This window comes from Haematospirillum sp. H1815, assembly GCF_012102705.1.
Lineage (GTDB): Bacteria > Pseudomonadota > Alphaproteobacteria > Rhodospirillales > Rhodospirillaceae > Haematospirillum.
Genome location: NZ_JAAVTA010000014.1, coordinates 1 through 22,207 on the forward strand (window position 1 = coordinate 1; position 22,207 = coordinate 22,207).

At 55.8% G+C, this 22,207-nt stretch carries 22 protein-coding genes; 10 read left to right on the forward strand and 12 right to left on the reverse strand.

Annotated features, from left to right (window positions below; genetic code table 11):
• Positions 1–34: 34 nt before the first annotated feature.
• Together HEQ60_RS09700 and HEQ60_RS09705 are read left to right on the forward strand one after the other, a co-directional pair.
• Entirely contained in the window at positions 35–484 is a 450-nt protein-coding gene (locus HEQ60_RS09700) for a CBS domain-containing protein (RefSeq protein ID WP_066132580.1), read from the forward strand.
• 76 nt (positions 485–560) lie between these two features.
• Entirely contained in the window at positions 561–1,127 is a 567-nt protein-coding gene (locus tag HEQ60_RS09705) for a DUF2889 domain-containing protein (protein WP_168071490.1), read from the forward strand.
• 4 nt (positions 1,128–1,131) lie between these two features.
• On the opposite strand, the gene HEQ60_RS09710 is transcribed toward HEQ60_RS09705, so the two are convergent.
• Positions 1,132–1,458, reverse strand: a complete 327-nt coding sequence (locus HEQ60_RS09710) for a BolA family protein (protein ID WP_168071491.1) — start codon at positions 1,456–1,458, stop codon at positions 1,132–1,134.
• Between the two features lie 109 nt (positions 1,459–1,567).
• Here HEQ60_RS09710 and HEQ60_RS09715 point away from each other — a divergent pair, with 109 nt between their 5' ends.
• The 3 genes from HEQ60_RS09715 (at position 1,568) to HEQ60_RS09725 (ending at position 5,343) form a co-directional block, all read left to right on the forward strand.
• Positions 1,568–2,224, forward strand: coding sequence for a J domain-containing protein (locus HEQ60_RS09715; RefSeq protein ID WP_245183887.1), 657 nt, complete (start codon positions 1,568–1,570; stop codon positions 2,222–2,224).
• An 81-nt stretch (positions 2,225–2,305) separates the two neighbouring features.
• A complete protein-coding gene (gene cobS, locus HEQ60_RS09720; RefSeq protein WP_168071492.1) occupies positions 2,306–3,298 on the forward strand; it encodes a cobaltochelatase subunit CobS in 993 nt (330 codons plus the stop codon).
• A 122-nt stretch (positions 3,299–3,420) separates the two neighbouring features.
• Positions 3,421–5,343 carry a cobaltochelatase CobT-related protein gene (locus tag HEQ60_RS09725; RefSeq protein ID WP_168071493.1) on the forward strand — a complete coding sequence of 641 codons (1,923 nt, stop codon included), beginning with the start codon at positions 3,421–3,423 and terminating at the stop codon, positions 5,341–5,343.
• A gap of 44 nt (positions 5,344–5,387) precedes the next feature.
• Here the strand turns inward: HEQ60_RS09725 and HEQ60_RS09730 are convergent, their stop codons facing one another.
• The 5 genes from HEQ60_RS09730 to HEQ60_RS09750 form a co-directional block, all read right to left on the reverse strand.
• On the reverse strand, positions 5,388–5,912 hold the full coding sequence (locus HEQ60_RS09730) for a hypothetical protein (protein WP_168071494.1): 525 nt from the start codon (positions 5,910–5,912) through the stop codon (positions 5,388–5,390).
• A 131-nt stretch (positions 5,913–6,043) separates the two neighbouring features.
• A complete protein-coding gene (gene rpmB / locus HEQ60_RS09735; protein WP_066132596.1) occupies positions 6,044–6,328 on the reverse strand; it encodes a 50S ribosomal protein L28 in 285 nt (94 codons plus the stop codon).
• 93 nt (positions 6,329–6,421) lie between these two features.
• Complete coding sequence (locus HEQ60_RS09740) at positions 6,422–7,153, reverse strand: protein phosphatase CheZ (protein ID WP_168071520.1); 732 nt, start codon at positions 7,151–7,153, stop codon at positions 6,422–6,424.
• 71 nt (positions 7,154–7,224) lie between these two features.
• Positions 7,225–7,650 carry a hypothetical protein gene (locus HEQ60_RS09745; RefSeq protein WP_168071495.1) on the reverse strand — a complete coding sequence of 142 codons (426 nt, stop codon included), beginning with the start codon at positions 7,648–7,650 and terminating at the stop codon, positions 7,225–7,227.
• A gap of 15 nt (positions 7,651–7,665) precedes the next feature.
• A complete protein-coding gene (locus HEQ60_RS09750; protein ID WP_168071496.1) occupies positions 7,666–8,742 on the reverse strand; it encodes a hypothetical protein in 1,077 nt (358 codons plus the stop codon).
• A 191-nt stretch (positions 8,743–8,933) separates the two neighbouring features.
• On the opposite strand from HEQ60_RS09750, the gene HEQ60_RS09755 reads away from it, so the two are divergent.
• The 3 genes from HEQ60_RS09755 to HEQ60_RS09765 all read left to right on the forward strand — a co-directional run bounded on the left by HEQ60_RS09755 (position 8,934) and on the right by HEQ60_RS09765 (position 12,197).
• Complete coding sequence (locus HEQ60_RS09755; protein WP_066132606.1) at positions 8,934–9,800, forward strand: DUF4743 domain-containing protein; 867 nt, start codon at positions 8,934–8,936, stop codon at positions 9,798–9,800.
• A gap of 122 nt (positions 9,801–9,922) precedes the next feature.
• Complete coding sequence (locus tag HEQ60_RS09760; RefSeq protein WP_168071497.1) at positions 9,923–10,876, forward strand: acetyl-CoA carboxylase carboxyltransferase subunit alpha; 954 nt, start codon at positions 9,923–9,925, stop codon at positions 10,874–10,876.
• 244 nt (positions 10,877–11,120) lie between these two features.
• Positions 11,121–12,197 (forward strand): hypothetical protein, encoded by a 1,077-nt coding sequence (locus tag HEQ60_RS09765; RefSeq protein ID WP_168071498.1) that lies wholly within the window; start codon positions 11,121–11,123, stop codon positions 12,195–12,197.
• Positions 12,198–12,236: 39 nt separating this feature from the next.
• Here HEQ60_RS09765 and HEQ60_RS09770 read toward each other — a convergent pair whose 3' ends face one another.
• From HEQ60_RS09770 to hflK, 3 genes are all read right to left on the reverse strand, one after another.
• Positions 12,237–13,748, reverse strand: a complete 1,512-nt coding sequence (locus HEQ60_RS09770; RefSeq protein WP_322099335.1) for a Do family serine endopeptidase — start codon at positions 13,746–13,748, stop codon at positions 12,237–12,239.
• Between the two features lie 197 nt (positions 13,749–13,945).
• A complete protein-coding gene (gene hflC / locus HEQ60_RS09775; RefSeq protein WP_168071500.1) occupies positions 13,946–14,830 on the reverse strand; it encodes a protease modulator HflC in 885 nt (294 codons plus the stop codon).
• The gene (gene hflK, locus HEQ60_RS09780) at positions 14,827–15,975 is read right to left on the reverse strand and encodes an FtsH protease activity modulator HflK (protein ID WP_168071501.1); all 1,149 of its coding nucleotides are present in this window, start codon (positions 15,973–15,975) and stop codon (positions 14,827–14,829) included. Before hflK ends, hflC begins: the two co-directional genes overlap by 4 nt.
• A gap of 223 nt (positions 15,976–16,198) precedes the next feature.
• Here hflK and apbC point away from each other — a divergent pair, with 223 nt between their 5' ends.
• Positions 16,199–17,332: an iron-sulfur cluster carrier protein ApbC gene (apbC, locus tag HEQ60_RS09785; RefSeq protein ID WP_168071502.1), complete on the forward strand. Its 1,134-nt coding sequence runs from the start codon at positions 16,199–16,201 to the stop codon at positions 17,330–17,332.
• A gap of 42 nt (positions 17,333–17,374) precedes the next feature.
• Here apbC and arcD read toward each other — a convergent pair whose 3' ends face one another.
• On the reverse strand, positions 17,375–18,859 hold the full coding sequence (gene arcD / locus HEQ60_RS09790; protein ID WP_245183889.1) for an arginine-ornithine antiporter: 1,485 nt from the start codon (positions 18,857–18,859) through the stop codon (positions 17,375–17,377).
• 411 nt (positions 18,860–19,270) lie between these two features.
• The gene (locus HEQ60_RS09795; protein WP_245183891.1) at positions 19,271–20,680 is read right to left on the reverse strand and encodes an L-serine ammonia-lyase; all 1,410 of its coding nucleotides are present in this window, start codon (positions 20,678–20,680) and stop codon (positions 19,271–19,273) included.
• 327 nt (positions 20,681–21,007) lie between these two features.
• Here HEQ60_RS09795 and gpt point away from each other — a divergent pair, with 327 nt between their 5' ends.
• The gene (gene gpt / locus HEQ60_RS09800; RefSeq protein WP_245183892.1) at positions 21,008–21,499 is read left to right on the forward strand and encodes a xanthine phosphoribosyltransferase; all 492 of its coding nucleotides are present in this window, start codon (positions 21,008–21,010) and stop codon (positions 21,497–21,499) included.
• A gap of 24 nt (positions 21,500–21,523) precedes the next feature.
• Here gpt and HEQ60_RS09805 read toward each other — a convergent pair whose 3' ends face one another.
• Complete coding sequence (locus tag HEQ60_RS09805) at positions 21,524–22,039, reverse strand: hypothetical protein (RefSeq protein WP_168071504.1); 516 nt, start codon at positions 22,037–22,039, stop codon at positions 21,524–21,526.
• Between the last annotated feature and the right edge of the window lie 168 nt (positions 22,040–22,207).

Below are 22,207 nucleotides of genomic sequence, written 5' to 3' on the forward strand. Positions count from 1 at the left end.
GCGGAGACAGGAAACAAGATGGAGAGACAAGTCCATGCCCAGAATTGTACCTGATGTTATCAACGAACAAACGCTGGCTATCGTATCCTCCTCTCTCTCTGTACGCGACGCAGCACGCCTGATGGCGGAAAAAGGCGTTGCCGCTGTTATGATTACCGAAGGTACACGCCTGAAAGGTATTATGACAGAGCAGGACATTACAAAACGTGTCGTGGCCGCACAGCTGGACCCCGACCACACGAAGGTCGGTGATGTCATGACCGCAGATCCGGATACCCTTCGCCCTGGCGATCAGGCCCAGGACGCCCTGCACATGATGCGCCAACACAAGTACCGCCATCTTCCGGTGGTTGATGATCGTGGGAATGCCGTGGGTATCGTATCCGTGCGGGATTTATACGCTGTTGTGCAAGGCGAACTTGAAAGTACCATCAAGAGCTGCGAGAGCTATATCGGCGGCGACGGTTACGGCACCGGGGGCTGAACCCTGTATCCGGCGGTGGAGAGGGATATACCTTGGGATCTCTACTCCACCACCTACCGATACCGGACTATATGACATGCCCTCATGCCCCGCTGACACCTCACGATCCTTGATCCATACACGTCGTATCGAATGTCTGGGATACCTGCGACAAGATGGCCTGTGGGATATCGAGGCCAGTCTGCACGATACAAAAACCTATGATTTCTCCAATCGTGACAGGGGCACAATCAAAGCCGGAGAGCCACTCCACGGCATGACGATACGCCTGACTGTAGACAGCAGTCTCCTTATCCACCGCGCACAGGCCATAACACAACACGCACCATTCCATGAATGCCCGGACATTGCATCGGCGTACAAAAAGCTGGAAGGTCTGACAATCGGAAGGGGATTTGAAAAACATGTTCGCAGCCACCTGCACGGCCCATGCGGCTGTACCCATCTGACAGAGCTTATACGTCCTCTGGCAACAACCGCCATTCAAACCGTCATGTCTGCACGCATGGATCCCGAGCAACCTGCACACCAGAAACGCTCTCTTCCCCCGGCACTGATGGACACCTGCTACGCTCTGAGGGCAGAGGGAAGCGTTGCTGCTCGGGAATGGCCGCAAACAGACACGCCACCGGGAAACAGCTAGGAATCTAGAGGGCGGATGCCTCAGCAGGTGTACGGGCCATTACCGAAAGGGCATGAACACGTTCCCGCAATTCGTCAGCAAGCAAGGCATAAACCAAACGCTGGCGCTCCACGCGGCTTTTCCCCTCAAATGCAGCCGATACAACCGTTACCATAAAGTGCGTCTCGCCCCCACCATCCAGGGGGGCATGCCCTGTATCAGCACCCCGTTCGGCCAGCGCGGCAATCCGGTCTGCATGACCGGCGTGGCGCGCGGAATCATCCCTGATATCCAGAAAAACCGGAGACAGGGCCACGGTCAGCTTGCTGTGTATGCGGTCGCGAAAAGTCATGAAACACCACAACAGAAAAGGCAAATAAAAGCCGGAGAAACTGGCTGGATGGCAAACGAAGGTCAACCTTCCGGCACGGACCACGGCCTGCAGCTTGCCTGAAAGGAAAATGGCTGTCTATAGTGGTTGCATGCGTAACAGAAAGCCCGAAAACGGGGCCCCGGGCGCCCCTGATCCGTTTGACCCTTTTGGCCGCACACGCACTGCAAGCGGCCCGGAGACGCATGCCTGCGCGATGCCCGGTTGCTCGCAGCAGGGAGAATATCGGGCACCGCGCGACCGTGGGCTGACAGATTATATCTGGTTGTGCCTGGACCACGTTCGCAGTTACAATCGCCAATGGAATTACTATGAGAATATGAGCCCCCAGGAGCTGGAGGATGAAATCCGCAAGGATTACACGTGGCAAAGACCGACTTGGAAGCTTGGAACACTGGGGGGAGGTGCAGACCGCAATGGTTCCGCACGCTTCCGCGACCACTTTGGTTTCTTTGACCCTGAACGGGACGAGGCCGAGGCGGGCCGCAGCCGATGGCACAGAAACAGCAACAAAATACAGCCTGACAATCCAGAAGAAAGAAAAGCCTTGGAGACGCTGGGCCTGCACCTTCCGCTCGATATCCATGACCTGCGTACTCGTTATCGGGCGCTGGTCAAGGAACATCACCCGGATCTTAATCATGATGACCCAGACGCCGAGGAACGCTTCAAGACCATTAATGATGCCTATCATACCCTTCTCGCTGGACTCAAAGCTCCGGGATAGGATTATCCTCCAGCCCTTGTCCTTGCTTCCCGCGCCTTCTTCTCCCCTCTTATAACGCCATGTGACCGGAGACCTTCCCCGATGGATCTTTCCAAGGCCCCCCTGCCCGATCTTCCCGACCGGACACTGTCTGTCCGTGAGGTCTTCGGTATTGACAGTGACATGCAGGTTCCGGCCTTCAGCACACCCTCGGACCACGTTCCCGACCTGGATCAGGGATACCGCTTCGACCACGATACAACGTTGGCCATACTGGCTGGATTTCGCCACAACAGGCGGGTCATGATCCAAGGGTATCATGGCACTGGGAAATCAACCCATATTGAACAGGTGGCCGCCCGGCTGAACTGGCCATGTATTCGGATCAATCTGGACAGCCACGTCAGCCGTATTGACTTGATCGGAAAAGACGCCATTGTGCTGCGCGACGGCAAACAGGTCACCGAATTCCGCGAAGGCCTCCTGCCGTGGGCCCTGCAACATCCCTGTGCCCTGGTTTTTGACGAATACGATGCCGGCCGTCCGGATGTCATGTTCGTCATCCAGAGAATACTGGAGGTGGAAGGCAAGCTGACCCTGCTGGATCAGAACCGGGTCATCCGCCCCCACAAGGCCTTCCGCCTTTTTGCAACGGCCAACACCATCGGTTTGGGGGATACCACGGGGCTCTATCACGGAACCCAGCAGATCAACCAAGGGCAGATGGACCGCTGGAATATCGTGGCAACCCTGAACTACCTGGAACACGATGCCGAAGTGGCAATCATGGTATCCAGGATGCCGGAATATGACAGCACGACCGGACGCAGAACCATATCCCAGATGGTTTCTGTTGCCGACCTGACGCGGGCCGGCTTCATGGCTGGGGATATCTCTACCGTCATGAGCCCGCGCTCGGTTCTGACGTGGGCAGAGAATGCTTGCATATTCAATAGTATACCCTATGCATTCCGCGTTACATTCCTGAACAGGTGTGATGAAGCGGAACGGCCTGTCGTCGCGGAGTACTATCAGCGCTGCTTTGGAGAAGAGCTGCCGGCCTCGGCCCTTCGCGCCGTTGTACCCCAGCCCTGAAAATAAACGGGATCAAACGGGTCCTCCCTCCTGTCGTGCGTCGAGATTGCCTGATGACTGAACCGCCACCTCGCCCGCATCCTCCCGCGCTACCTTCGGCAGGAGGGGAGCACCGGGCCCGCATGTCAAATAAACCCCTTGATGGCCAGGAAACCCCCGTCGAGACCCTGAAGCGTGCAACAGCAGCCTGTGTACGCGCCCTGAGCGGGCGATCCGAACTTCTGGTCAGCTATGCTCCGGTCAATGCACCTGGCATCACACCTGCAGCAGGGATCTTTCATGACCAGGTCCGCCTGCCACTCCCCTCTTCCCCGACATCCGACAACCCTGGCAACAGAGCCAGGCTGCGCGGCATTGCCGATGCCATCGCTCTGAAGCTGCGTCATCATGATCCATCCGTGCACGCAAGACGGATGCCACAGGGACAAGATGCCCGGTCTGTTTACAATGCCCTGGAACAGGCACGGGTCGAGGCTCTTGGTGCCACACGCCTGCCCGGAACAGCCCTGAACCTGGCCGCAGCAACAGAAGCCCGGCTCAGTGCCGAAGAACTTTGCTCTGTGACCGATCCCGGAAGCATCGCGATGGCTGATCTTGTGCACGCAGCCCTCCACCGCCATCTTGGTATTGTTCCCTCCGGTACATCGGAACAGTACATCCTCGATCTCTGTACAGAATCTCTCGGTTCCCTAGAGAAATGGCTGGATATTCTGAAAAACAGCGTAACAGATCAGAAGCAGTATGCGGCCACCATACGCAAGCTTCTGGATGATCTTGGCATTGAAGCAGACGACAACAGCGATCAAGAGGAAGACGGGGCATCTCTTGAACCTGACACGCAGGACAAGAACCAGCAGTCCTCCACTGACCAGGGGGCAGATGCACAGAACCCGGATTCCACAGCAGAAGACACAGGGGATCAGACCAGCGACAGCCTGGAAACCGGGGATACAACCCCCGCAGAGCAGAAGACAGAGACGGAGACGGAAAGCTCCGGAGCATCTCTGCTTGAGGAAGAGATGTCTGCACCATCACAGACACATCCACCGGGGCCGGGGCATAATAGACCCGCAGAAGGAAAATACCACGTCTATACGACAGAATTCGACCAGATCCGCAGTGCCGATGAACTGTGCGACCCCGAGGAACTGGCCCGTCTTCGCTTTCAGCTGGATCAGCAATTGAATCACCTGCGCGGAGTTGTGGCTCGCTTGGCCAATCGTCTGCAACGGCGGCTGATGGCACAGCAGCTGCGGGAATGGGACTTTGATCTGGAAGACGGTATCCTTGACTCAGCCCGCTTGGCCCGCGTTGTCGCCAACCCGGCGCTGTCGCTGTCGTACAAGCAGGAACGTGACGCCGCGTTCCGTGACACCGTTGTAACCCTGCTGATTGATAATTCCGGCTCCATGCGCGGACGCCCGATCACGGTTGCCGCCATGAGCGCTGACATTCTGGCCAGAACATTGGAACGCTGTGGCGTCAAAGTGGAGATTCTGGGCTTCACAACCAGCCAATGGAAAGGCGGAAAAGCGCGCGAAGCGTGGACGCAAGACGGCAAACCAGCCAACCCCGGACGTCTGAATGATATACGCCATATCATCTACAAAAGCGCCGATACACCATGGCGGCGGGCACGCCGTAACCTTGGCCTGATGCTGAAGGAAGGAATTCTGAAGGAAAATATCGATGGCGAGGCCCTTCTATGGGCCCATCAGAGACTTATCGGCCGCCCGGAGCAACGCCGTATTCTGATGGTTATATCAGATGGTGCTCCTGTTGATGACTCCACCCTGTCTGCAAATCCCGGAACCTATCTGGAACAGCACCTCCGCAGCGTCATCACCTGGATCGAGAGCCGTAGCCCGGTTGACCTGCTCGCCATTGGCATTGGACATGACGTTACCCGCTACTATCGCCGCGCCATAACCCTTATGGATGCAGAAGAGCTTGGGGGGGCCGTACTGAAGCAAGTTTCAGCCCTGTTTGACACCTCTCAACAGGGGGAGCGGAGACACCACGCCGGGAAACGGCGAAGACCCTGAATGGCATATATCCGGAACCACGGCGGTACAATCAGCTCAACACCTTACTCAAGGCTCAGAGTCAACCCCCACGACGCGATTGTCTCCCCGTCACGGGATAAAACACCGCGTACAATCCCGACCGCACCGGACTCTGATATCAGGAAACACTCGGTCAGGACATGCACACCATCATCCGTTGCCCCTTGGCTGATGATGGTGTCACCAACACGGGTATAACGGCCACCCAATGTGCCGATGCCGGGACTGGACCATTCCCACCACGCATCACGCGGGCGCTTTTCTGTCGGGGGATCGACCGAGATAACCCCGCGCATAGCCCCAAAATCTCCCTGGGCGGTAATCAACCTCAGGTCCGCCTCGATGTACCAAACCAAACGAGAGGAGGAAAGGCTCGGCGTATCCAGAGATTCATCATCCGCAGATCGATCTTTTTGCCTCAGGCGACGATGACGGACACGCCACGACCCATGCGCGGGCAGAACGATACCTTTTTCCTCGACATACTGCCCCTCGGCAGACCAGACGGCCCCATCAGCAAAGAACGGCGACTCAGAAAGGCTATACACCGGCACCCCCGTGGAGACAGCTTCTCAGCATACCCCCAGGGAATGAAGAAGGATTTAAAAAGCCAGAAAGCCCGGCTTATGAGCAGCCGGGCTCTCCACATCAAAAACATAGATCCTGAAGAAGGTCAGTATCAGGCGGCCTTGACAGCCTGAATACGCTTCTTCAAACGACGCAGGTCAGTCGGAAGTTTGGTGTTGGCCATGCCAAGCAGATAAGCATCAATGCCGCCGCGATGCTCGATTGTCCGAAGTCCATGGACAGAGACGCGGATCGCAACCGACTCGCCCAGTGCCTCGGACACCAGGGCTGTTTCCTGGAGGTTTGGCAGCCAGCGACGACGGGTCTTGTTATTGGCGTGGCTGACGTTGTTGCCGGTCTGAACGCCTTTGCCGGTAACAATGCAACGACGAGCCATGGTTCGTATCCTTTTCTTGTCTTCTTCAGGCCTGAACGGAAAGCAGGAGGGAGGGTTATTAGCCATACACCCGGCTTTCGTCAAGATGTATCGTCAGCCGAACAAATTATCTATATCTCCCTGCCCCATTCCATTCCCCGCATTATCATCGCCGGGCGATGATGGTTTCGGAGGTGCCGCCGGGGGCTTGGGAGGGGCCTTTGCCGCAGGAGGTGCAGAATCAGATTTTGCAGGGGGTTGCGGAGGAGCAGCAGGGGCTTTCGGTACCTGTGCAGCGCCCCCACCCAGCATGGCATCAACATCTTTCTGACTGACCCCTTTACCCTGCAATTGGGGGCCATTGAGCAGTGATTTCTCAAAATCAATGGGCTTGTCATCAACATCAGCATCAGCCAGCGAATCGGAACCCCACATATTGATCAGGGCATTGACCCGCTCCTCTATAAACTGGAGCGAGCGGACAACCTTGCTGATTCGTTGTCCCGTAATATCCTGAAAAGAACAGGCTTCAAAGATATTAGCCGTCAGGGCTGGCACACGGTCAAGGGCTTCCAACGCCTCACTGTTACCGGCGACATGCTTTCTGAGACCAGTCAACAGATCGTCAAGCTCCTCGACACCGCTCATGATACTGTCTGTGGCCGTTTCTGTAGCATTAACAATGGCATCAAGCTCGTCAGACATCTTGGCGAAGTGATCGTCCTCATCCGTGGATCCGGGACGACGAATCGACGCGATTTCAAGGCGCATACGCTTTATGTGTTCGAAAAGGCCTCGCAACTCCCGCTTCAGGAGATCGGCCTCAGTTACAGGACCTTTGCCCATCCGCTCTGCCCGTCCGTTCATACGTCAACTTCTGACAGGACATAGTAGCGGATATTCCACAAACAGGCAGGCTAGGATTTTTCGCTTTTGTCCTGCCGGCTTTGTATGGACAACATCAAATGAGCCAGAAGAGCCAGTTTGTGGCGCTGTGGCTCTGGAAGGGACTCGATCATTTTTTGCTTGGCCTGCAGAATATCCTTTGCCTGCCGGATAAGTTCTGCACGCTCCGGAGTCATGGGATACTCCTTTGGGACCTCCCCTGAGCCACCTTGGGTATTTTCAATCCCACCAGCAACACCTTGAGGTTCAGAATCGGTCGAGGCAGGAACACCCACCCGGGTGGCTGCAACATCAGCCCTGCCCTTGCGCCGCCGTTTCCTGCCCGATGGCTGGCGGGAAAACAAGGCCCACATCTTTTCCAGGAATGTTCCCAATACCCTTCCCTTGCCTTTATACGGATGGGGCCCCGTCACAACACCGGATACAAGGGGCCCCATACCTAATTACCAGAATCACACAACCGCGTCTGACGCCGGGTGCTGTGTTTCACGAGAAAGAACACCTTTTTCACCCTGCCCAGGCCGTTCGGCAATCCCCGCAGTCCCGTCCCCGGGTGCGCTCGGCGAATAGGCCCCTCCACCCCCCATACGGGCCAAGGCATCATGGAGGCGATCCAGACCAGATGCACGAGGCGACGCAGAAGCGCGGGAGCCAGAGCCATGTGCAGGTTCAGGATTGGAAACAGCCGGGTCATTCTCGTCACCAAAATCCGTCTGCTCCAACAACAAGGAGTCATCACCCAACGAGGATGAAGCCTTTTGGCGCACCACGTCCTCAACCATCGAAGAGGAAGAGTCCACAGATCCGGCCCGAACCTCGCGCAAAATTTCGATACGGTCCGCAAGATCCAGAAACAGGGTATGAAGGCGGGCAAGAGGCCCCTCCTCAATAACCTGCCCGAACAGCGGGTGGAGGTCATGCTGCTGGACCTCATGCCGCAAGGCTTCGCAGCGGCGGATAAAACAGTGCAGGGCCTGAACGGATACAGGGTCCCCCAGAGCACGCTCGGCCAACATGCCGGCAAACTCGGGGTAAGCAGCGGCGCGCACAAGAAAGGCCTGCGCAAAAGCCCACACATCACCGGACACCGTGCGCCCCCACAGCGTTTCTGCCTCAGCGGTACTGACCATGCCCAGCCGCTCTGCCAAAAGCGACGCATGCGCATTCAGGTCACGCAGTGCCAGCTCCATCCCCTCCACGGCTGCCCGGCGACGGCTGTCAGCCTGCATTTGCAGAAGGGTGCGCACCTGGGCCTCGACATGATCGGAGGTATGACGGGATTGCTGGGCCAGCGTATTGAGAACATGCTCCTGCCGATGCCCGGAAGCCGCCATGTTGATGAAGCCAACCAGTAGCCACAGGGCAACAACCGGACCAAAAGTACCCGCAACAAGAACAGCCATGTCCGATGGCGGCAAAAGCATCAGGCTGTCCCATCCGACAAGGGAGCCTATATAGAGGACAGCCCCGCCCAACCACAACGAGGTCAGCAAGCCTGCAAGGCAAAAAACAATGACAAGGGCCATCATGGAGAAACTCCCGATCAAGAGCAGGATGCAGCAAACCGATGCCCATAATGGGACAAAAGGAAAGAGCTTGTCACGCCATCGTGATTGATCCTTGCACGCAGGGCAAACACAGAAACGTCACACAACAATCTTGCAAAAATCCAGCCTTCCTTTTCTGATTGGGGGAACTCTCTGGCAACCGGAACCCGTTCATGACTTTCCAGGACCACATCAAACGTTGTAACGCCTGGACGCCTCATCTCTATCGTCCCCTCAGCGTTGCCGGACACCCGGTTGGCATGGTGAGGCATGACCACGCAGAGGCTCTGTCCGCTTTTCCGGATATCTTCACCGTTACATCTGACACGGTCAGAATCGCCGCCACGCACAAGACACCGGCACAACGAACACAAGCTGCTGCGCAGGTTTTAGACACATTGACAGCACAGGGAAAAGCCCCCCGGAGCCGCCACGAACTGTATGCCGTCCGCACAGCATTCCATAATCCGGACCTGATGCAAATCGACAGGGGATATGTTGCTATGCTGGGGCTTCTGGCATGGGGTATCCACGTCAATGGGTATGTCCGCCAACCCGATGGTCGTATCATGATCTGGACTGGCATTCGCTCTGCCAGCAAGACACTGGACCCGGGTAAACTCGACAGCATGATTGCCGGCGGACAACCAGCCAGCCTGAGCCTATTGGAAAACCTGCGCAAGGAAGCGGCCGAGGAAGCCGGCATGTCCGCAGATATTGCAGCTGCAGCCCGACCAGTTGGTACCGTGTCGTATATGATGGACAATGCATGGGGCATTCGCCGCGATACCCTGTTCTGTTTCGATCTGGAACTCCCCGCATCATTTGTGCCGCGCAACACAGATGGCGAGGTCGAGCGATTCGAGCTGATTCCCGCAGAGGAATTGATCGAGCAGGTACGCCGCAGTCAGGATGCCAAATTCAATGTCGCCTTGGTCATTCTTGATTTTGCCCTGCGTCATGGGCTTCTAGATCCCGAGAAAGAACCAGATTACGAAAGCCTGGTCAGAGGATTGCGTGCCCCCCTGAGTGCCCCGTAAACAGCAACAGCGTGGTGGGTCCGGGCATGTTTCGGCGCAGGACATGCATTTTCCCGTCGCCGCCCCGGGAACCCTGTGCTAGACGTAGGCTCCATTTTCTGAAGGCAGTGTAGTGCGGATCCATGAACTTTCTGGATTTCGAAAAACCAGTCGCTGAACTGGAAGGTAAAATAGAGGATCTTCGTCACATGGGTGACGGAGAAGGTCTCAATATCGCCGAAGAGGTCGCCCGCCTGCAAAACAAGGTCGAGAAACGGCTGCGTGAGACGTACGCACGCCTGACCCCATGGCAGAAGACACAGGTTGCCCGTCATCCTGAGCGGCCCCATTTTGTGGACTATCTCCGTGCACTTATCGAAGATTTCCAGCCCTTGGCCGGGGATCGCCAGTTTGGAGAGGACGAAGCCATCATTGGCGGCATCGGACGGTTCCGCGGGCGCTCTGTCATGGTCATGGGCCAGGAAAAAGGGCACGATGGCGAAACACGGATGCGCCATAACTTCGGCATGGCCCGCCCGGAAGGATACCGGAAAGCCCGGCGCCTGATGCAGATGGCCGATCGCTTTGGCCTTCCGGTCCTGACGCTGGTCGATACCGCAGGCGCTTTCCCCGGCCTGGATGCCGAGGAAAGAGGACAGGCCGAAGCCATTGCCCGCTCTGTGGAAACATGCTTGGATATCCGGGTTCCCCTGATTTCCGTCGTAATAGGGGAAGGTGGATCCGGCGGTGCCATCGCCTTGGCCGCTGCCAACACAATCCTCATGCTGGAGCATTCCATCTACTCTGTTATATCACCAGAAGGATGCGCCGGAATTCTGTGGCGATCCGGCGATCAAGCACAGGTCGCTGCTGAGTCCATGCGCCTGACGGCTCAAGACCTTCACCGGATGGGTCTTGTCGATGAAATTATCCCCGAGCCCTTGGGCGGGGCACACCGTATGCCACGCTCGGCTATCGAGGCTGTCGGAGAAGCCATAGAACGCCATCTCACAGGGCTGATAACCTTGGAACCGGGGGTTTTGCGTCAGAAGCGTCGCGACAAATTTATCCAGATGGGACGCCAAGGGCTGGATTGAAAGCCTGCCTTGGGCCAAAGACCAGCAAAACAGGGCTGCCTCCGGGTGGCCCTGTTGCTTTCGCGGCACAGAACTGCCCACCGGTCGGCAATCCTTGCCGACAAGGGATGACAGAAACATCTCTATCCCACTGTTAGCAGAACCAATTTCTTCCAGGCATGAATATTGCTGCTGATGGCCAGAGAACCGGTAGCCCACGGGGCCTTACCGGACCGGATGCCTTGAAGAAAACAGGTCTACGTTCATGAAACCTTCTATGCTCTCCGGCCTGCTTGGCCCAATTCAGACGGGTAATCTTCTGGCTCTCTATGGTCAGGGTATTGGCGCTTCGGCACGCCTTCTGGCAGCTGCCCGAAACCAGGCTGCCATGGAAGGTGCCGGAACCCCCGGCCAGAACATGTCGTCCCGCTTTGGCAATGCATCTGAAGTGGCACTCTCGCGCAGTGCTATCGGGAAACTGCTTGGGCAAGATGTCGATGTACCGCCTATCGGAAAGTTGGCATGGGTTACAGAGACCTTGGACTCAAAAGCATTGCGGGCCCTGAAACGCGCTGTTCTGAACGGGCAGTCCTTCATTGATCAAAAGAATGAGATCACAGACAAGGACCGAACCGGCGAAGCGAAGGGATGGGTTGATATTCTGTCTGGCATCAACTCCGCGGAAGCACAAGCCATAGAGAAATCCGTTGCCGAGCAAGATACGGGAACCGGCAACACCGGCGATGATGCGCAAAAAACCAAGCTGGCCCAAGCATTAGGGGGATTTTTTACCCATGCCACACCGGGGGCTGGACGCTTGGTAGAGGAACGCCTGGATGGCCTTCTGAAGACGCGTATGTCAGCAGAAATCCTGCGCTCGACAGGCCCGGACGGCACGCTGGTTGCCAAAGTCATGGAGCAGATGTTTGATGGTGCCCGATCAGAGGAAGCCCTGTATATCCGCGAGAGACTGGAAAACCTGATCGTCCGGATGAAGTCCCCGCAGGCTGATCTTTCCATGCCAACCAAGGCAACACGCAATGAGCGTGATGCGCAAGATGGAAAGAAGGGCGCTGTCTTCACGTTGGTTGATGCCAACAATGCACGTCTACGTATCGAGCTGAGCACAGGCCCTGACGGAGCAAAGAAAGACGGATCACTCCAAGCCAACTGGGTCAGCCAGGACTTGGGCAGCATAGAGATCGCGTTCTCCCGCACAGCACCGGAATCAGGCGATGCGCCTCCACAGGGCGAAGGGCGTGTTATCCAGCGCCGCCTGGTCAAGAACGGGCTTCTGGAACGGGTTCCAACCCACGACAGCGCGTGGAAGGGAGACCTGTAGGCCGAACAGAATGACCGACCTACAGGGATCTGATAAAGATTAACCGGTTATTGGCAGGGCGACAAAACGCATGCCTGATGCGTTCTGAAACAGCAGAAGAACAGACTTCCTTGCCTTTTCACGAACCTTCTTGACCTGCTCCTCTACCTCGGCAACAGAGGCAACAGCGCTCTGGTTGACTTCGACAAGGACATCACCGGGGCGAATCCCCTTCTCTGCCGCAGCACCGGAAGGCAAGACATCAGCGACGATCATCCCTTTGGCATCATCGGGAATGTTATAGCGTTTCTTTTCTGCCTGCCCCAAGGGCAACAACGAGAACCCGAGACTTTGAACAATGGCACCCTGATCAGCAGCACCAGCCCCCTCTTCTGCTCCAGCCACGGGCAATGGCTCATCATCCTTCAGTTCGCCAACCTTGACCTTGATCTTCACCCGCTCGCCATTGCGCCAAACGACAACAGGGACACTCTGGTTGATCTCCGTTTCCGCAACCATCACCGGCAAGCGACGCATCTCTTTCACTTCCTTGCCGTTCCACTCGATAATAACGTCGCCGGACTGGATACCTGCACTTTCTGCAGGGCTCCCAGCCTCGGCCGAAGCGACAAGGGCACCGTACGCTTTCTTCAACCCGATACTCTCGGCAATTTCGTCTGTAACACTCTGGATGCGAACACCCAGCCATCCGCGCCGGGTACGGCCATACTTGCGAATATCATCCAGAACCTGACGCAACAAATTGGACGGGGCCGCAAAGGCAATACCAATATTCCCCCCTGACGGCGAATAGATGGAGGTGTTGACCCCGATCACCTGGCCATCCATGTTGAACAGGGGCCCCCCGGAATTACCCTTGTTGATGGCTGCATCCGTTTGTATGAAGCTGTCATAGGGTCCGAAGTTGATATCCCGCGTCTTGGCAGAAATAATGCCGGTGGTCACAGAGCCACCCAAGCCAAGGGGATTACCGATGGCAATAACCTCTTCCCCAACCCTGGCCCTGTCGGAATCACCAAATTCAACGTGAGGCAATTTGCGCTTGGCATCAACCTTCAGCAGCGCAATATCAACCTTGCTGTCACGGCCAACCAGCTTCGCCTTCAAAGCCGTCTCATCAGACAAAATAATGGTTATTTCGTCAGCATCCTGAATAACGTGGTTGTTCGTCACGATGTAGCCATCAGGATCAATAATGAACCCAGAGCCGAGTGATGTAGCCCTGCGGCCACCATGAGGATTCCCGGGCGCACCACGTTCAAAAAATTCCTTGAAAAAATCCTCAAACGGAGAGCCTGGCGGGAACTGCGGCAGATCTGGCATACGCTCTGCTGAAAGAGTCTGCGATGTTGAAATGTTGACAACCGCCGGCAACAACCGCTCGGCAAGGTCAGCCACGCTGGTCGTTGTACTGCGCGCCGAGGCCAGACCGGTAAAACCGGACGGCAATGCAAGAAAAGCGGCGGACAAGACCAGAACAGACAGCGCACGTGCGCACCGGAACCACACGGGAACCAGCTGCCTTTCTTTAAGGGAAGGCCCAAAAGTCACGAGAACCTCCATTGACGCAGTGTCCTGCCGGGAATCAGAACCCTCTGCGAAACATAACAAAAGTTTCCCGGACACCATATGCCCGATTTTCCTGCTTTCTCACACCAAAGCCCAAACACTACACAACGAGCAAAGTATGAGAAGCCGCCTTGCCCAAGAAGGGCCGACATGACCGACCCTTCGCTTCGTGATCAAGACTAACGGACAGAACTACCCGCAGGAGCAGACCGATCAAAGTACTTCAGGAACTCGGAATCAGGACTCAGGACCATCGCAGTCCCACCATTGCCCAGCGCATTGCGATACGCTTCCATGGACCGGTAGAACCGGAAGAATTCGGGATCACGGCCATAGGCATCGCCCAGAATACGGTTCCGCTCTCCATCGCCCTCACCGCGCAGAACCTCAGAAATACGACGGGCTTCCGCCAGAAGAACTGTCCGCTCGCGGTCGGCTTCAGCCTGGATCTTGGCCTTCAACTCCTCCCCCTCAGCCCGTAACTGAGCAGCTTGGGCCACACGGTCGGATCGCATCCGGTTAAAAACAGACTGGGATGTCTGCTGGGGCAAATCCGTACGACCAATGCGGACGTCCACAATCTCGATACCAAATTCCGGGGCACGAACCTGCACCGCACGGGTGATCCGCCGCATCACGTCACCACGCTTTTGTGTCAAAAGATCGGCAAGATCAGACTCGCCAAGCTCATCACGCACGGCTGCATTCAGAATTCCGCCCAGACGGTCACGCAAACCGCTCTCGGTCCGCACCGTTTTGTAGAATTCCAGTGGATTGACAATACGGTAGCGGGCATAGGTATCAACGATAATCCGCTTCTGGTCGATCAGGGGCAGTTCCTGGGTCGGTGGGTCAAGTTCCAGCACCCTGTTCTCATAAAGGATCACATTCTGGGCAAACGGAATCTTGGCATGCAGACCGGGTTCCTGAATAACCCGAACCGGATTGCCGAACTGCAGCACAATAGCCTGCTGGGTCTGACGCACAGTAAACAAAGCCCCGGAAACCAGCAGCAGCAACACAAATGCTGCCACACCACCAAGTACAAGTTTTCCGTTGTTCATCGGGCTTTCTCCTGTCCGGCTGCGCGCTCGGTACGCTTCAGCTCCGGCAATGGCAAATAGGGCACAACACCAGACCCGGCAGCATTTCCATGGCCCAGCAGAATCTTGTCAGAGTTTTTCAGGACATCCTGCATGGCTTCCAGATACAAACGCTCCGTCGTGACCGTACGGGCATTGCGGTACGTTTCATAAACGGAAAGGAACCGTGCAGACTCACCTTCGGCATCCTTGACAACACGATCCCTGTAGGCAGAAGCCTCCTGCTGCATACGCTCGGCCTCCCCCTTGGCACGCGGGATAATATCGTTCTTGTAGGCTTGGGCTTCGTTCTGCAGACGCTCCTTGTCCTGGCGTGCACGCTGGACATCGTTGAAGGCATCAATCACATCCTGCGGCGGATCTGCCTTCTGGAGCTTCACATCCAGAATTGTGATGCCGGCATGGTAACTGTCAAGAATACTCTGCAACAACTCACGCGAACGGCTCTGTATCTCGGCACGTCCGGTTGTCATGGCTGTCTCCAGCGGGGTCTGTCCCACGACCTCACGCATGGCGCTCTCAGCCGCAGCCCGCACAGTCTGCTCGGGATCGCGGATGTTGAACAGAAACTCGCCCGCTTCACGAATACGCCACTGAACGATAAAGTCCAGATCGATGATGTTCTGGTCGCCGGTCAACATCTGGCTGGTTGCAGCAGCCAACTCTCCGCGCGCTGTATCACGGGGTGCCAGAAGGGACCGTGCGCTCTCGCGGGAACCGATGCTGATCTGGCGGGTCTCTGTTACACGTGGGGTAACAACCTCACCCAACGGAGCCGGGAACCAGTAGTTCAGACCGGGCCCCGTTGTCTTGACATAACGCCCGAACAACAACTCCACACCCTGCTCATCAGGGTTAACTCGGTATAGACCGGTCAGCATCCACGCTGCAAGAACGGCAAGGACAACAAGAACGGTTCCACGTCCTGAACCGAAGCCGCCGGGAAACATGCGACGCAGGTGATCCTGGCCCTGACGAAGCAAGTCATCAATGTCCGGTGGCTGATTCCCACCACGGGGCCCACGCCGCCCCCAGGGATTGTTTCCCCCGTTACCACCACCGGGGCCACTTCCGCCCCATGGGCCGCCCTGATTGTTAGAGGCCATTACCACAATTCCTTCTCGAATGACATCGGATCTGCCGCTATGGTGCACCGGACATGGTGTACGATCCGCTACAGTCACAAAAGCAAAGCCGGCCCCGAAGCACTTACCCGCCGCCCCGGGAACCGTACGGAACAAAGTCCGTGCAAGCCTTATAGGTCATGAAGCTGCCCCACGCAATGCACCGAACATCTGCAACACCAGAGTAGACACGGAGTTTTCAGGAATGCTGTCCCCCGACAGGAACCATATCACCGATGCGCTGCGCACAGTTTCCCATCCCGAAGCCGGGGATCCCGTATCGGCAGGATGGGTTGAAAGCATCACCATCACCAATCAAAATGTCGTGGTCACATTGGTCGTCCCACCTGCGCTAGGTTCATCACTGGAGCCCTTACGGCAGACAGCGGAAACGGTCATCGCCGGCCTGCCCGGTGTTGAAGCTGCCACTGTTGTGCTGACCGCCCATACCAACCCGGAAAAGAAAAGCAGACCAAAAGTGCAAGGCCATATTCCCATGCCGGGAGTAAAGAAAATTGTCGCGGTCGCATCGGGAAAGGGTGGTGTTGGCAAATCGACAACAGCCGTGAACCTTGCCTTGGCGCTGAAGCAGCTGGGGCTTTCTGTCGCCCTGTTTGACGCTGACATCTATGGCCCAAGCATCCCCTGCCTGACCGGTTTGCGAGGACAGCGCCTGAGCAGTGACGACAAGGGCCTGATTCCCGCAGAAAGCATGGGCCTGAAAATCATGTCGATTGGCTTCATGGTGGAAGAAGACAGCCCCCTTGTCTGGCGTGGCCCCATGGTTATGGGGGCTCTGGAGCAAATGCTGCGTGATACCCGATGGGATGACATTGACATCATGGTGATCGATATGCCGCCAGGCACGGGGGATACACAGCTCACTATCAGCCAGAAGCTGGAACTGTCAGGGGCTGTGATCGTCTCCACCCCTCAGGATCTTGCCCTGCTTGATGCCCGCAAGGGGCTGGGTATGTTCAACAAGGTCGAGGTTCCCATTCTCGGCATTGTCGAAAACATGAGCTATCACATCTGTACGCAATGCGGACATCGCGAAGACGTATTTGACCATGGCGGTGCACGACAAACAGCAAAAGAGATGGGTGTGGATTTTCTGGGCGAAATTCCCTTGGCTGCCACCATTCGCCAAGATGCAGATAGTGGCAGACCAAGCGTTGTATCGTCACCCGATGGACCTCATGCCCGTGCGTATATGAACATTGCGTCCAAAGCCGCCACAAAACTGGGCCTGATCACTGATACAGGCCACGCACAATCAAGACATGAGACGCATGACAAAAAGGGATGGCGGTATTTCCTGCGGCGCCTGACATCCTGAAACAATCGCCCCCGTCCTTCTTCTTGGGCGGGGGCGTGCACCTCAGAGGCTGAGATAACCGGCGTAAAGCATCCATCCTGCAACAACAGCACCGGCCAACAGAAGGGAAAAGAGCACACCCTCCCGACGCCTGAAGACTGGTTCACGCAGCTCTCTTCTGGCCTGCACATACAGAATAATACCCGGCGTATACAGAAGAGCAGACAGAAGTAGATAGTCAACACCGGCAGCATACAGCAGCCAAAGACTATACAGGGCAGCCAAGCCTGTCACACACATCGCACGCCGGCGACCAGCAATACCGTGTCCGTACAACTCACCACGCATACCGCAGCGCAAGGCAAAAACAGCAGACAACAGATAAGGCACCAGAATCATGGAGGTGCCAAGGGATGCCAAGGCTAGATACGTTGATTCATTGAACAGTGTCAGGACCAGAAAAATCTGGATCATGGCATTGGATAAGAACAGGGCCTTGGCAGGAACCCGGTTTGCATTCTCCTGACGCAAGAAAGCCGGCATACTCATGCCCTTTGATGCCGAGAACAAAATCTCGGTACACAGCAGCATCCAAGCCAGCAATCCGCCCAGCAGAGAAATCACCAGTCCGGCACTGACCAGAACAGCTCCCCAAGGACCGACAACACTCTCCAGAACGTACGCCATGGAGGGATCCTTCAGCCCTGCCAGTTCCGCCCTAGACATGATGCCCATAGACAGCACATTGACAGAAACCAGCAGAGCCATAACCCCAAGGAACCCCAGAACCGTCGCCTTTCCGACATCGGAACGCCGCCGGGCACGTGCCGAGTAAACACCAGCCCCTTCAATGCCGATAAAGACCCAGACTGTAATCAGCATCATGTTACGAACCTGGTCCATAACACTGCCCAGATCCGTGCTGCCAGCACCCCAGATATCCGCTGTAAAGATATCCAGCTGAAAGGCCGTGGCAGCAATAACGACAAACAGGATCAAGGGAATAACCTTGGCAATCGTTGCAACCTGATTGGCAAGAACAGCGCCGGTGATGCCACGCAGAACCATGGCATGCACGGTCCAAAGCAGTGCAGAAGCTGCAATCACGGCCCACAGGGTGTTACCATCCCCAAAAACAGGAAGGAAATAACCCAACGTACTGAGCAACAAAACAAGGTAGCTGGTTGTCCCGATCCAAGCGCTGATCCAGTACCCCCAAGCTGACAAGAAGCCAACATAGTTACCAAAGCCGGCCCTGGCATAGGCATAGATGCCCCCGTCCAGATCAGCCCTGCGATCAGCAAGAAGACGGAAAACCCACGCAAGAGCAAGCATGCCCAAGGCGCTGATTGTCCAGCCAATCAGCATGGCACCAGGCGCGGCACTATTGGCCGTGTTCTGTGGCAACGCAAAAATACCGCCGCCAATCATCGAACCAACAACCAAGGCTGTCAGAGCCCCAAGACGCAATCCACCACGGGACGGCGCTGTTTCCTGCACAACCATCTCCAGATCTCCGGGGCTCAAAACACCGGCCTGTTTTGTCATCTCTGTGTCCCTCACTGCAAAATCTTTTCAATACAAGGAGATGATCCACAAAAACGCGCTTCACAGCCCTGTCAGGACAAGAAACGCAATCAAAATGACGCCGGACAAGCCGAAAGCGGGCCTCCATAAACGTCCTTCTTATGGAAAGGAGCGATAACACAGCCAACAGGGATCTGCATATACATTTTGCAGTAGAATGAACGTATATATGTCATATATTGGTAAAAAATATACTTTATGCAAGGTATATATACCAAAATGATCAGTTCATGAAACATAATGTCAGAGAAGCATCCCTGTCCAGAAAGCTGGATTCGCTATGCCATAAACACCAGTAAAAACCCGCAAAACCACCATATGGAAGTCTTGCGGGCTCATACCGATTCATAAAGAGCGTCTCAGGACACGGGACTAACACGCAACCACATTGACAGCCAGCCCGCCCTGCGAGGTTTCCTTATACTTGCTCTGCATATCAAGACCGGTCTGGCGCATGGTCTCGATGACCTTGTCCAATGACACCAAGTGCTGGCCATCGCCGCGCAATGCCAGACGCGCAGCGTTGATTGCCTTGACAGCCCCCATCGTGTTGCGCTCGATACAGGGAACCTGTACCAATCCCCCCACAGGATCACATGTCAGGCCAAGATTGTGCTCCATGCCGATCTCGGCTGCATTCTCAACCTGGTCCGGTGTCCCGCCCAGAACAGCCGTCAACGCCCCTGCTGCCATCGAGCAAGCCACGCCAACTTCTCCCTGACAGCCAACCTCGGCCGCAGAAATTGAGGCACGCGTCTTGTACAAGGCGCCAATCGCAGCCGCTGTCATCAGGAACGTCCGGCTGCCATCCCGCGTTGCACCAGGACAGAACCGTTCATAGTACGCCAGTACAGCCGGTATAACGCCTGAAGCGCCATTGGTTGGCGCCGTGACAACCCGGCTGCCGGCTGCATTTTCCTCGTTGACCGCCAAAGCATAGAGATTGACCCAGTCCAGGACCGTCAGAGGATCCTTCATGGCAGCCTCGGGCCTTCCGGTCAGCTCACGAAACAAGTCATTAGCACGGCGACGGACCTTCAGCCCCCCCGGCAAAATACCTGTCTGTGAAATCCCCCGGTCAATACACTGCATCATGGCATCACGGACACGATCCAGGAAATCATGGGTCTCGCTTTCGGGGCGCCAGACTTGCTCGTTGGCCATCATGACCTGGGCAACTGAAAGGCTGTCCCTGTTACAGATCGCAACCAGCTCTGCAGCCGAGTTATAGGGGTAAGGCTGAAAGACATTGCGTCCAGGGGTCAAGGCAGCCTCGCTCTCTCCCTCGGTCACAACAAAGCCGCCCCCAACTGAGTAATAATCGCGCGTGCACAAGACCTCGCCACCGGCATTGCGGGCTGTAAAGCGCAACCCGTTGGGATGCCCCGGAAGAACATCATCAAACCGCCAGACAAGGTCTTTAGATACCGCAAAAGAAATTGTCCGCTTTCCTCCCAAACGAAGCGTTCCTTCACGCTCAATCCCGGCAACAATCGTCGGGATCGCATCGGGATCAACGGTTTCCGGCTGTTCGCCGGATAACCCGACCAAAACAGCTGTATCGGTTGCATGTCCCTTGCCGGTCAGGGCCAATGATCCGTAAAGCTCGGCCGTTACCGATGCAACAGAGTCCATAATATCTTGCTGTATCAGAGACTGCACAAAACGGTATCCTGCCCGCATTGGCCCAACCGTATGCGAGCTGGAGGGACCAACACCAATGGTATAAAGATCATACACACTCAGATTTGTTGGCGATTCCGCAGCCATCTTTTCATTCATCCAACAGTAAACATGTTAACTGTGCCCCCCAAGCGGGATCCGCTCCGGACATATACCCGCAAGCCAAGCCTGCCTTCATCGGACACAGGGACCCGGAAAAGGGTAACGAAGGCAGTCTCAACAGATGATGAACATAGAAATTACGTATGTCCAACAATAATATTTCGTCGAGAATACGGTAACGAATAACCACGTATGGCAAGAAAATTTACATGTGACGCAGACATAAAATCATGGGATACAAAAATCACCCTGCCTCTTGGGCGTATCTATAGCCCGTGCGTCGGGATAAACCTTTGAAAAATTTTATTCATGGAAACGTGCGCCATGCAGGACTATTCAGCAAACCGCTACTTGCCCATTGCGTGGGAGCTGTTCCACCGTGATACGCGCCTTCTGGCTCACAAATTGATGAGGCATAAAGACTGGAAGGGCATCGTAGCCATAACCCGGGGAGGGCTAATTCCCTCTTCCATCATTGCCCGCGAGCTTGACCTGAGACTGGTCGACTGCCTGTGCATCATTTCCTATGATGATCGCGTCCAAGAAGAGATCCGGGTGGCAAAGACCATCCAGAAAGATGTGGTCGGAGACGGTGAAGGATGGCTGATTATTGATGACTTGGTTGATTCAGGCGTCACAGCTCGCAAGGCCAAAGCAATCCTGCCGCAGGGCCACATGGCAACCGTCTATGCAAAACCCCATGGAGAACCTTGCGTTGATACGTATGCTGTGGCTGTCCCCCAGGATATGTGGCTCCTGTTTCCGTGGGATGCAGAACTGATGCCCAATGAGCCATTGGCAAAACGGATTCCCTGATACAGAGCCTATTGTCCGTACTTTTCAGAGGTGACGAAAGATCTCATCAATCTGGGATTGATCCATTGCGGCGTCCCTGCCGTGAATGATGGAGCTGGCAACGTCAATCAGGCGCTGCAATGCCGTTGAGCCTGCCTTTGCTCTCGCTCTCACAATCTCCTGATCCTGCAGTTTGACTGCCTCGGCAACACGCTCCAACGATTGCTGAACAATCGAATCCATCTGGGCAACGGTATCCTCGAACGGGCGCTTGTAACGGGCGGGCACATGATTATACGCCTCAATCGCCAGTTCTTTATCCGAGAAGCTACTGTCGCGGAAGTGTTCCTGATAACTCTTTGGTGTCCATTGCAGGCATTCTTCCAAAAGCTCCGGCATATCTGCCAAGATATCCATCAGCATGACTATTTCATTGAAATGATTAAGGTAATCTGTCGCCAAAAGGGTCTGCTGGCTGATATTGGCACCAGCGACCTTCGCCTGCCATTCCTCGGGAGGGGTGTCATTCTCAGGAGCCCTGTTCTGACTGGACGTATTCATGCTTCCCGATAACCCTAGCCATTACCCCGTGAATTATTCCCGACCCGACACATGCACGCAATGCCCGGGCAGATAGACAGTCACAAAACGACGATATCCCCGCCGCAAGACCAACAATTCAGAGATGATAATCTTCTCATTCAAAACGCCGAAAGGAAAGAAGACACA

Excerpts from the sequence above, each read along its gene's own strand:
- HEQ60_RS09700 (WP_066132580.1), top strand. The coding sequence starts at position 35 with ATGCCCAGAATTGTACCTGATGTTATCAACGAACAAACGCTGGCTATC.
- HEQ60_RS09705 (WP_168071490.1), top strand. The coding sequence starts at position 561 with ATGCCCTCATGCCCCGCTGACACCTCACGATCCTTGATCCATACACGT.
- HEQ60_RS09710 (WP_168071491.1), bottom strand. The coding sequence starts at position 1,458 with ATGACTTTTCGCGACCGCATACACAGCAAGCTGACCGTGGCCCTGTCT.
- HEQ60_RS09715 (WP_245183887.1), top strand. The coding sequence starts at position 1,568 with ATGGCTGTCTATAGTGGTTGCATGCGTAACAGAAAGCCCGAAAACGGG.
- cobS (WP_168071492.1), top strand. The coding sequence starts at position 2,306 with ATGGATCTTTCCAAGGCCCCCCTGCCCGATCTTCCCGACCGGACACTG.
- HEQ60_RS09725 (WP_168071493.1), top strand. The coding sequence starts at position 3,421 with ATGTCAAATAAACCCCTTGATGGCCAGGAAACCCCCGTCGAGACCCTG.
- rpmB (WP_066132596.1), bottom strand. The coding sequence starts at position 6,328 with ATGGCTCGTCGTTGCATTGTTACCGGCAAAGGCGTTCAGACCGGCAAC.
- HEQ60_RS09740 (WP_168071520.1), bottom strand. The coding sequence starts at position 7,153 with ATGGGCAAAGGTCCTGTAACTGAGGCCGATCTCCTGAAGCGGGAGTTG.
- HEQ60_RS09745 (WP_168071495.1), bottom strand. The coding sequence starts at position 7,650 with ATGGGGCCCCTTGTATCCGGTGTTGTGACGGGGCCCCATCCGTATAAA.
- HEQ60_RS09750 (WP_168071496.1), bottom strand. The coding sequence starts at position 8,742 with ATGATGGCCCTTGTCATTGTTTTTTGCCTTGCAGGCTTGCTGACCTCG.
- HEQ60_RS09755 (WP_066132606.1), top strand. The coding sequence starts at position 8,934 with ATGACTTTCCAGGACCACATCAAACGTTGTAACGCCTGGACGCCTCAT.
- HEQ60_RS09760 (WP_168071497.1), top strand. The coding sequence starts at position 9,923 with ATGAACTTTCTGGATTTCGAAAAACCAGTCGCTGAACTGGAAGGTAAA.
- HEQ60_RS09765 (WP_168071498.1), top strand. The coding sequence starts at position 11,121 with ATGAAACCTTCTATGCTCTCCGGCCTGCTTGGCCCAATTCAGACGGGT.
- hflC (WP_168071500.1), bottom strand. The coding sequence starts at position 14,830 with ATGAACAACGGAAAACTTGTACTTGGTGGTGTGGCAGCATTTGTGTTG.
- hflK (WP_168071501.1), bottom strand. The coding sequence starts at position 15,975 with ATGGCCTCTAACAATCAGGGCGGCCCATGGGGCGGAAGTGGCCCCGGT.
- apbC (WP_168071502.1), top strand. The coding sequence starts at position 16,199 with ATGCTGTCCCCCGACAGGAACCATATCACCGATGCGCTGCGCACAGTT.
- arcD (WP_245183889.1), bottom strand. The coding sequence starts at position 18,859 with ATGACAAAACAGGCCGGTGTTTTGAGCCCCGGAGATCTGGAGATGGTT.
- HEQ60_RS09795 (WP_245183891.1), bottom strand. The coding sequence starts at position 20,680 with ATGAATGAAAAGATGGCTGCGGAATCGCCAACAAATCTGAGTGTGTAT.
- gpt (WP_245183892.1), top strand. The coding sequence starts at position 21,008 with ATGCAGGACTATTCAGCAAACCGCTACTTGCCCATTGCGTGGGAGCTG.
- HEQ60_RS09805 (WP_168071504.1), bottom strand. The coding sequence starts at position 22,039 with ATGAATACGTCCAGTCAGAACAGGGCTCCTGAGAATGACACCCCTCCC.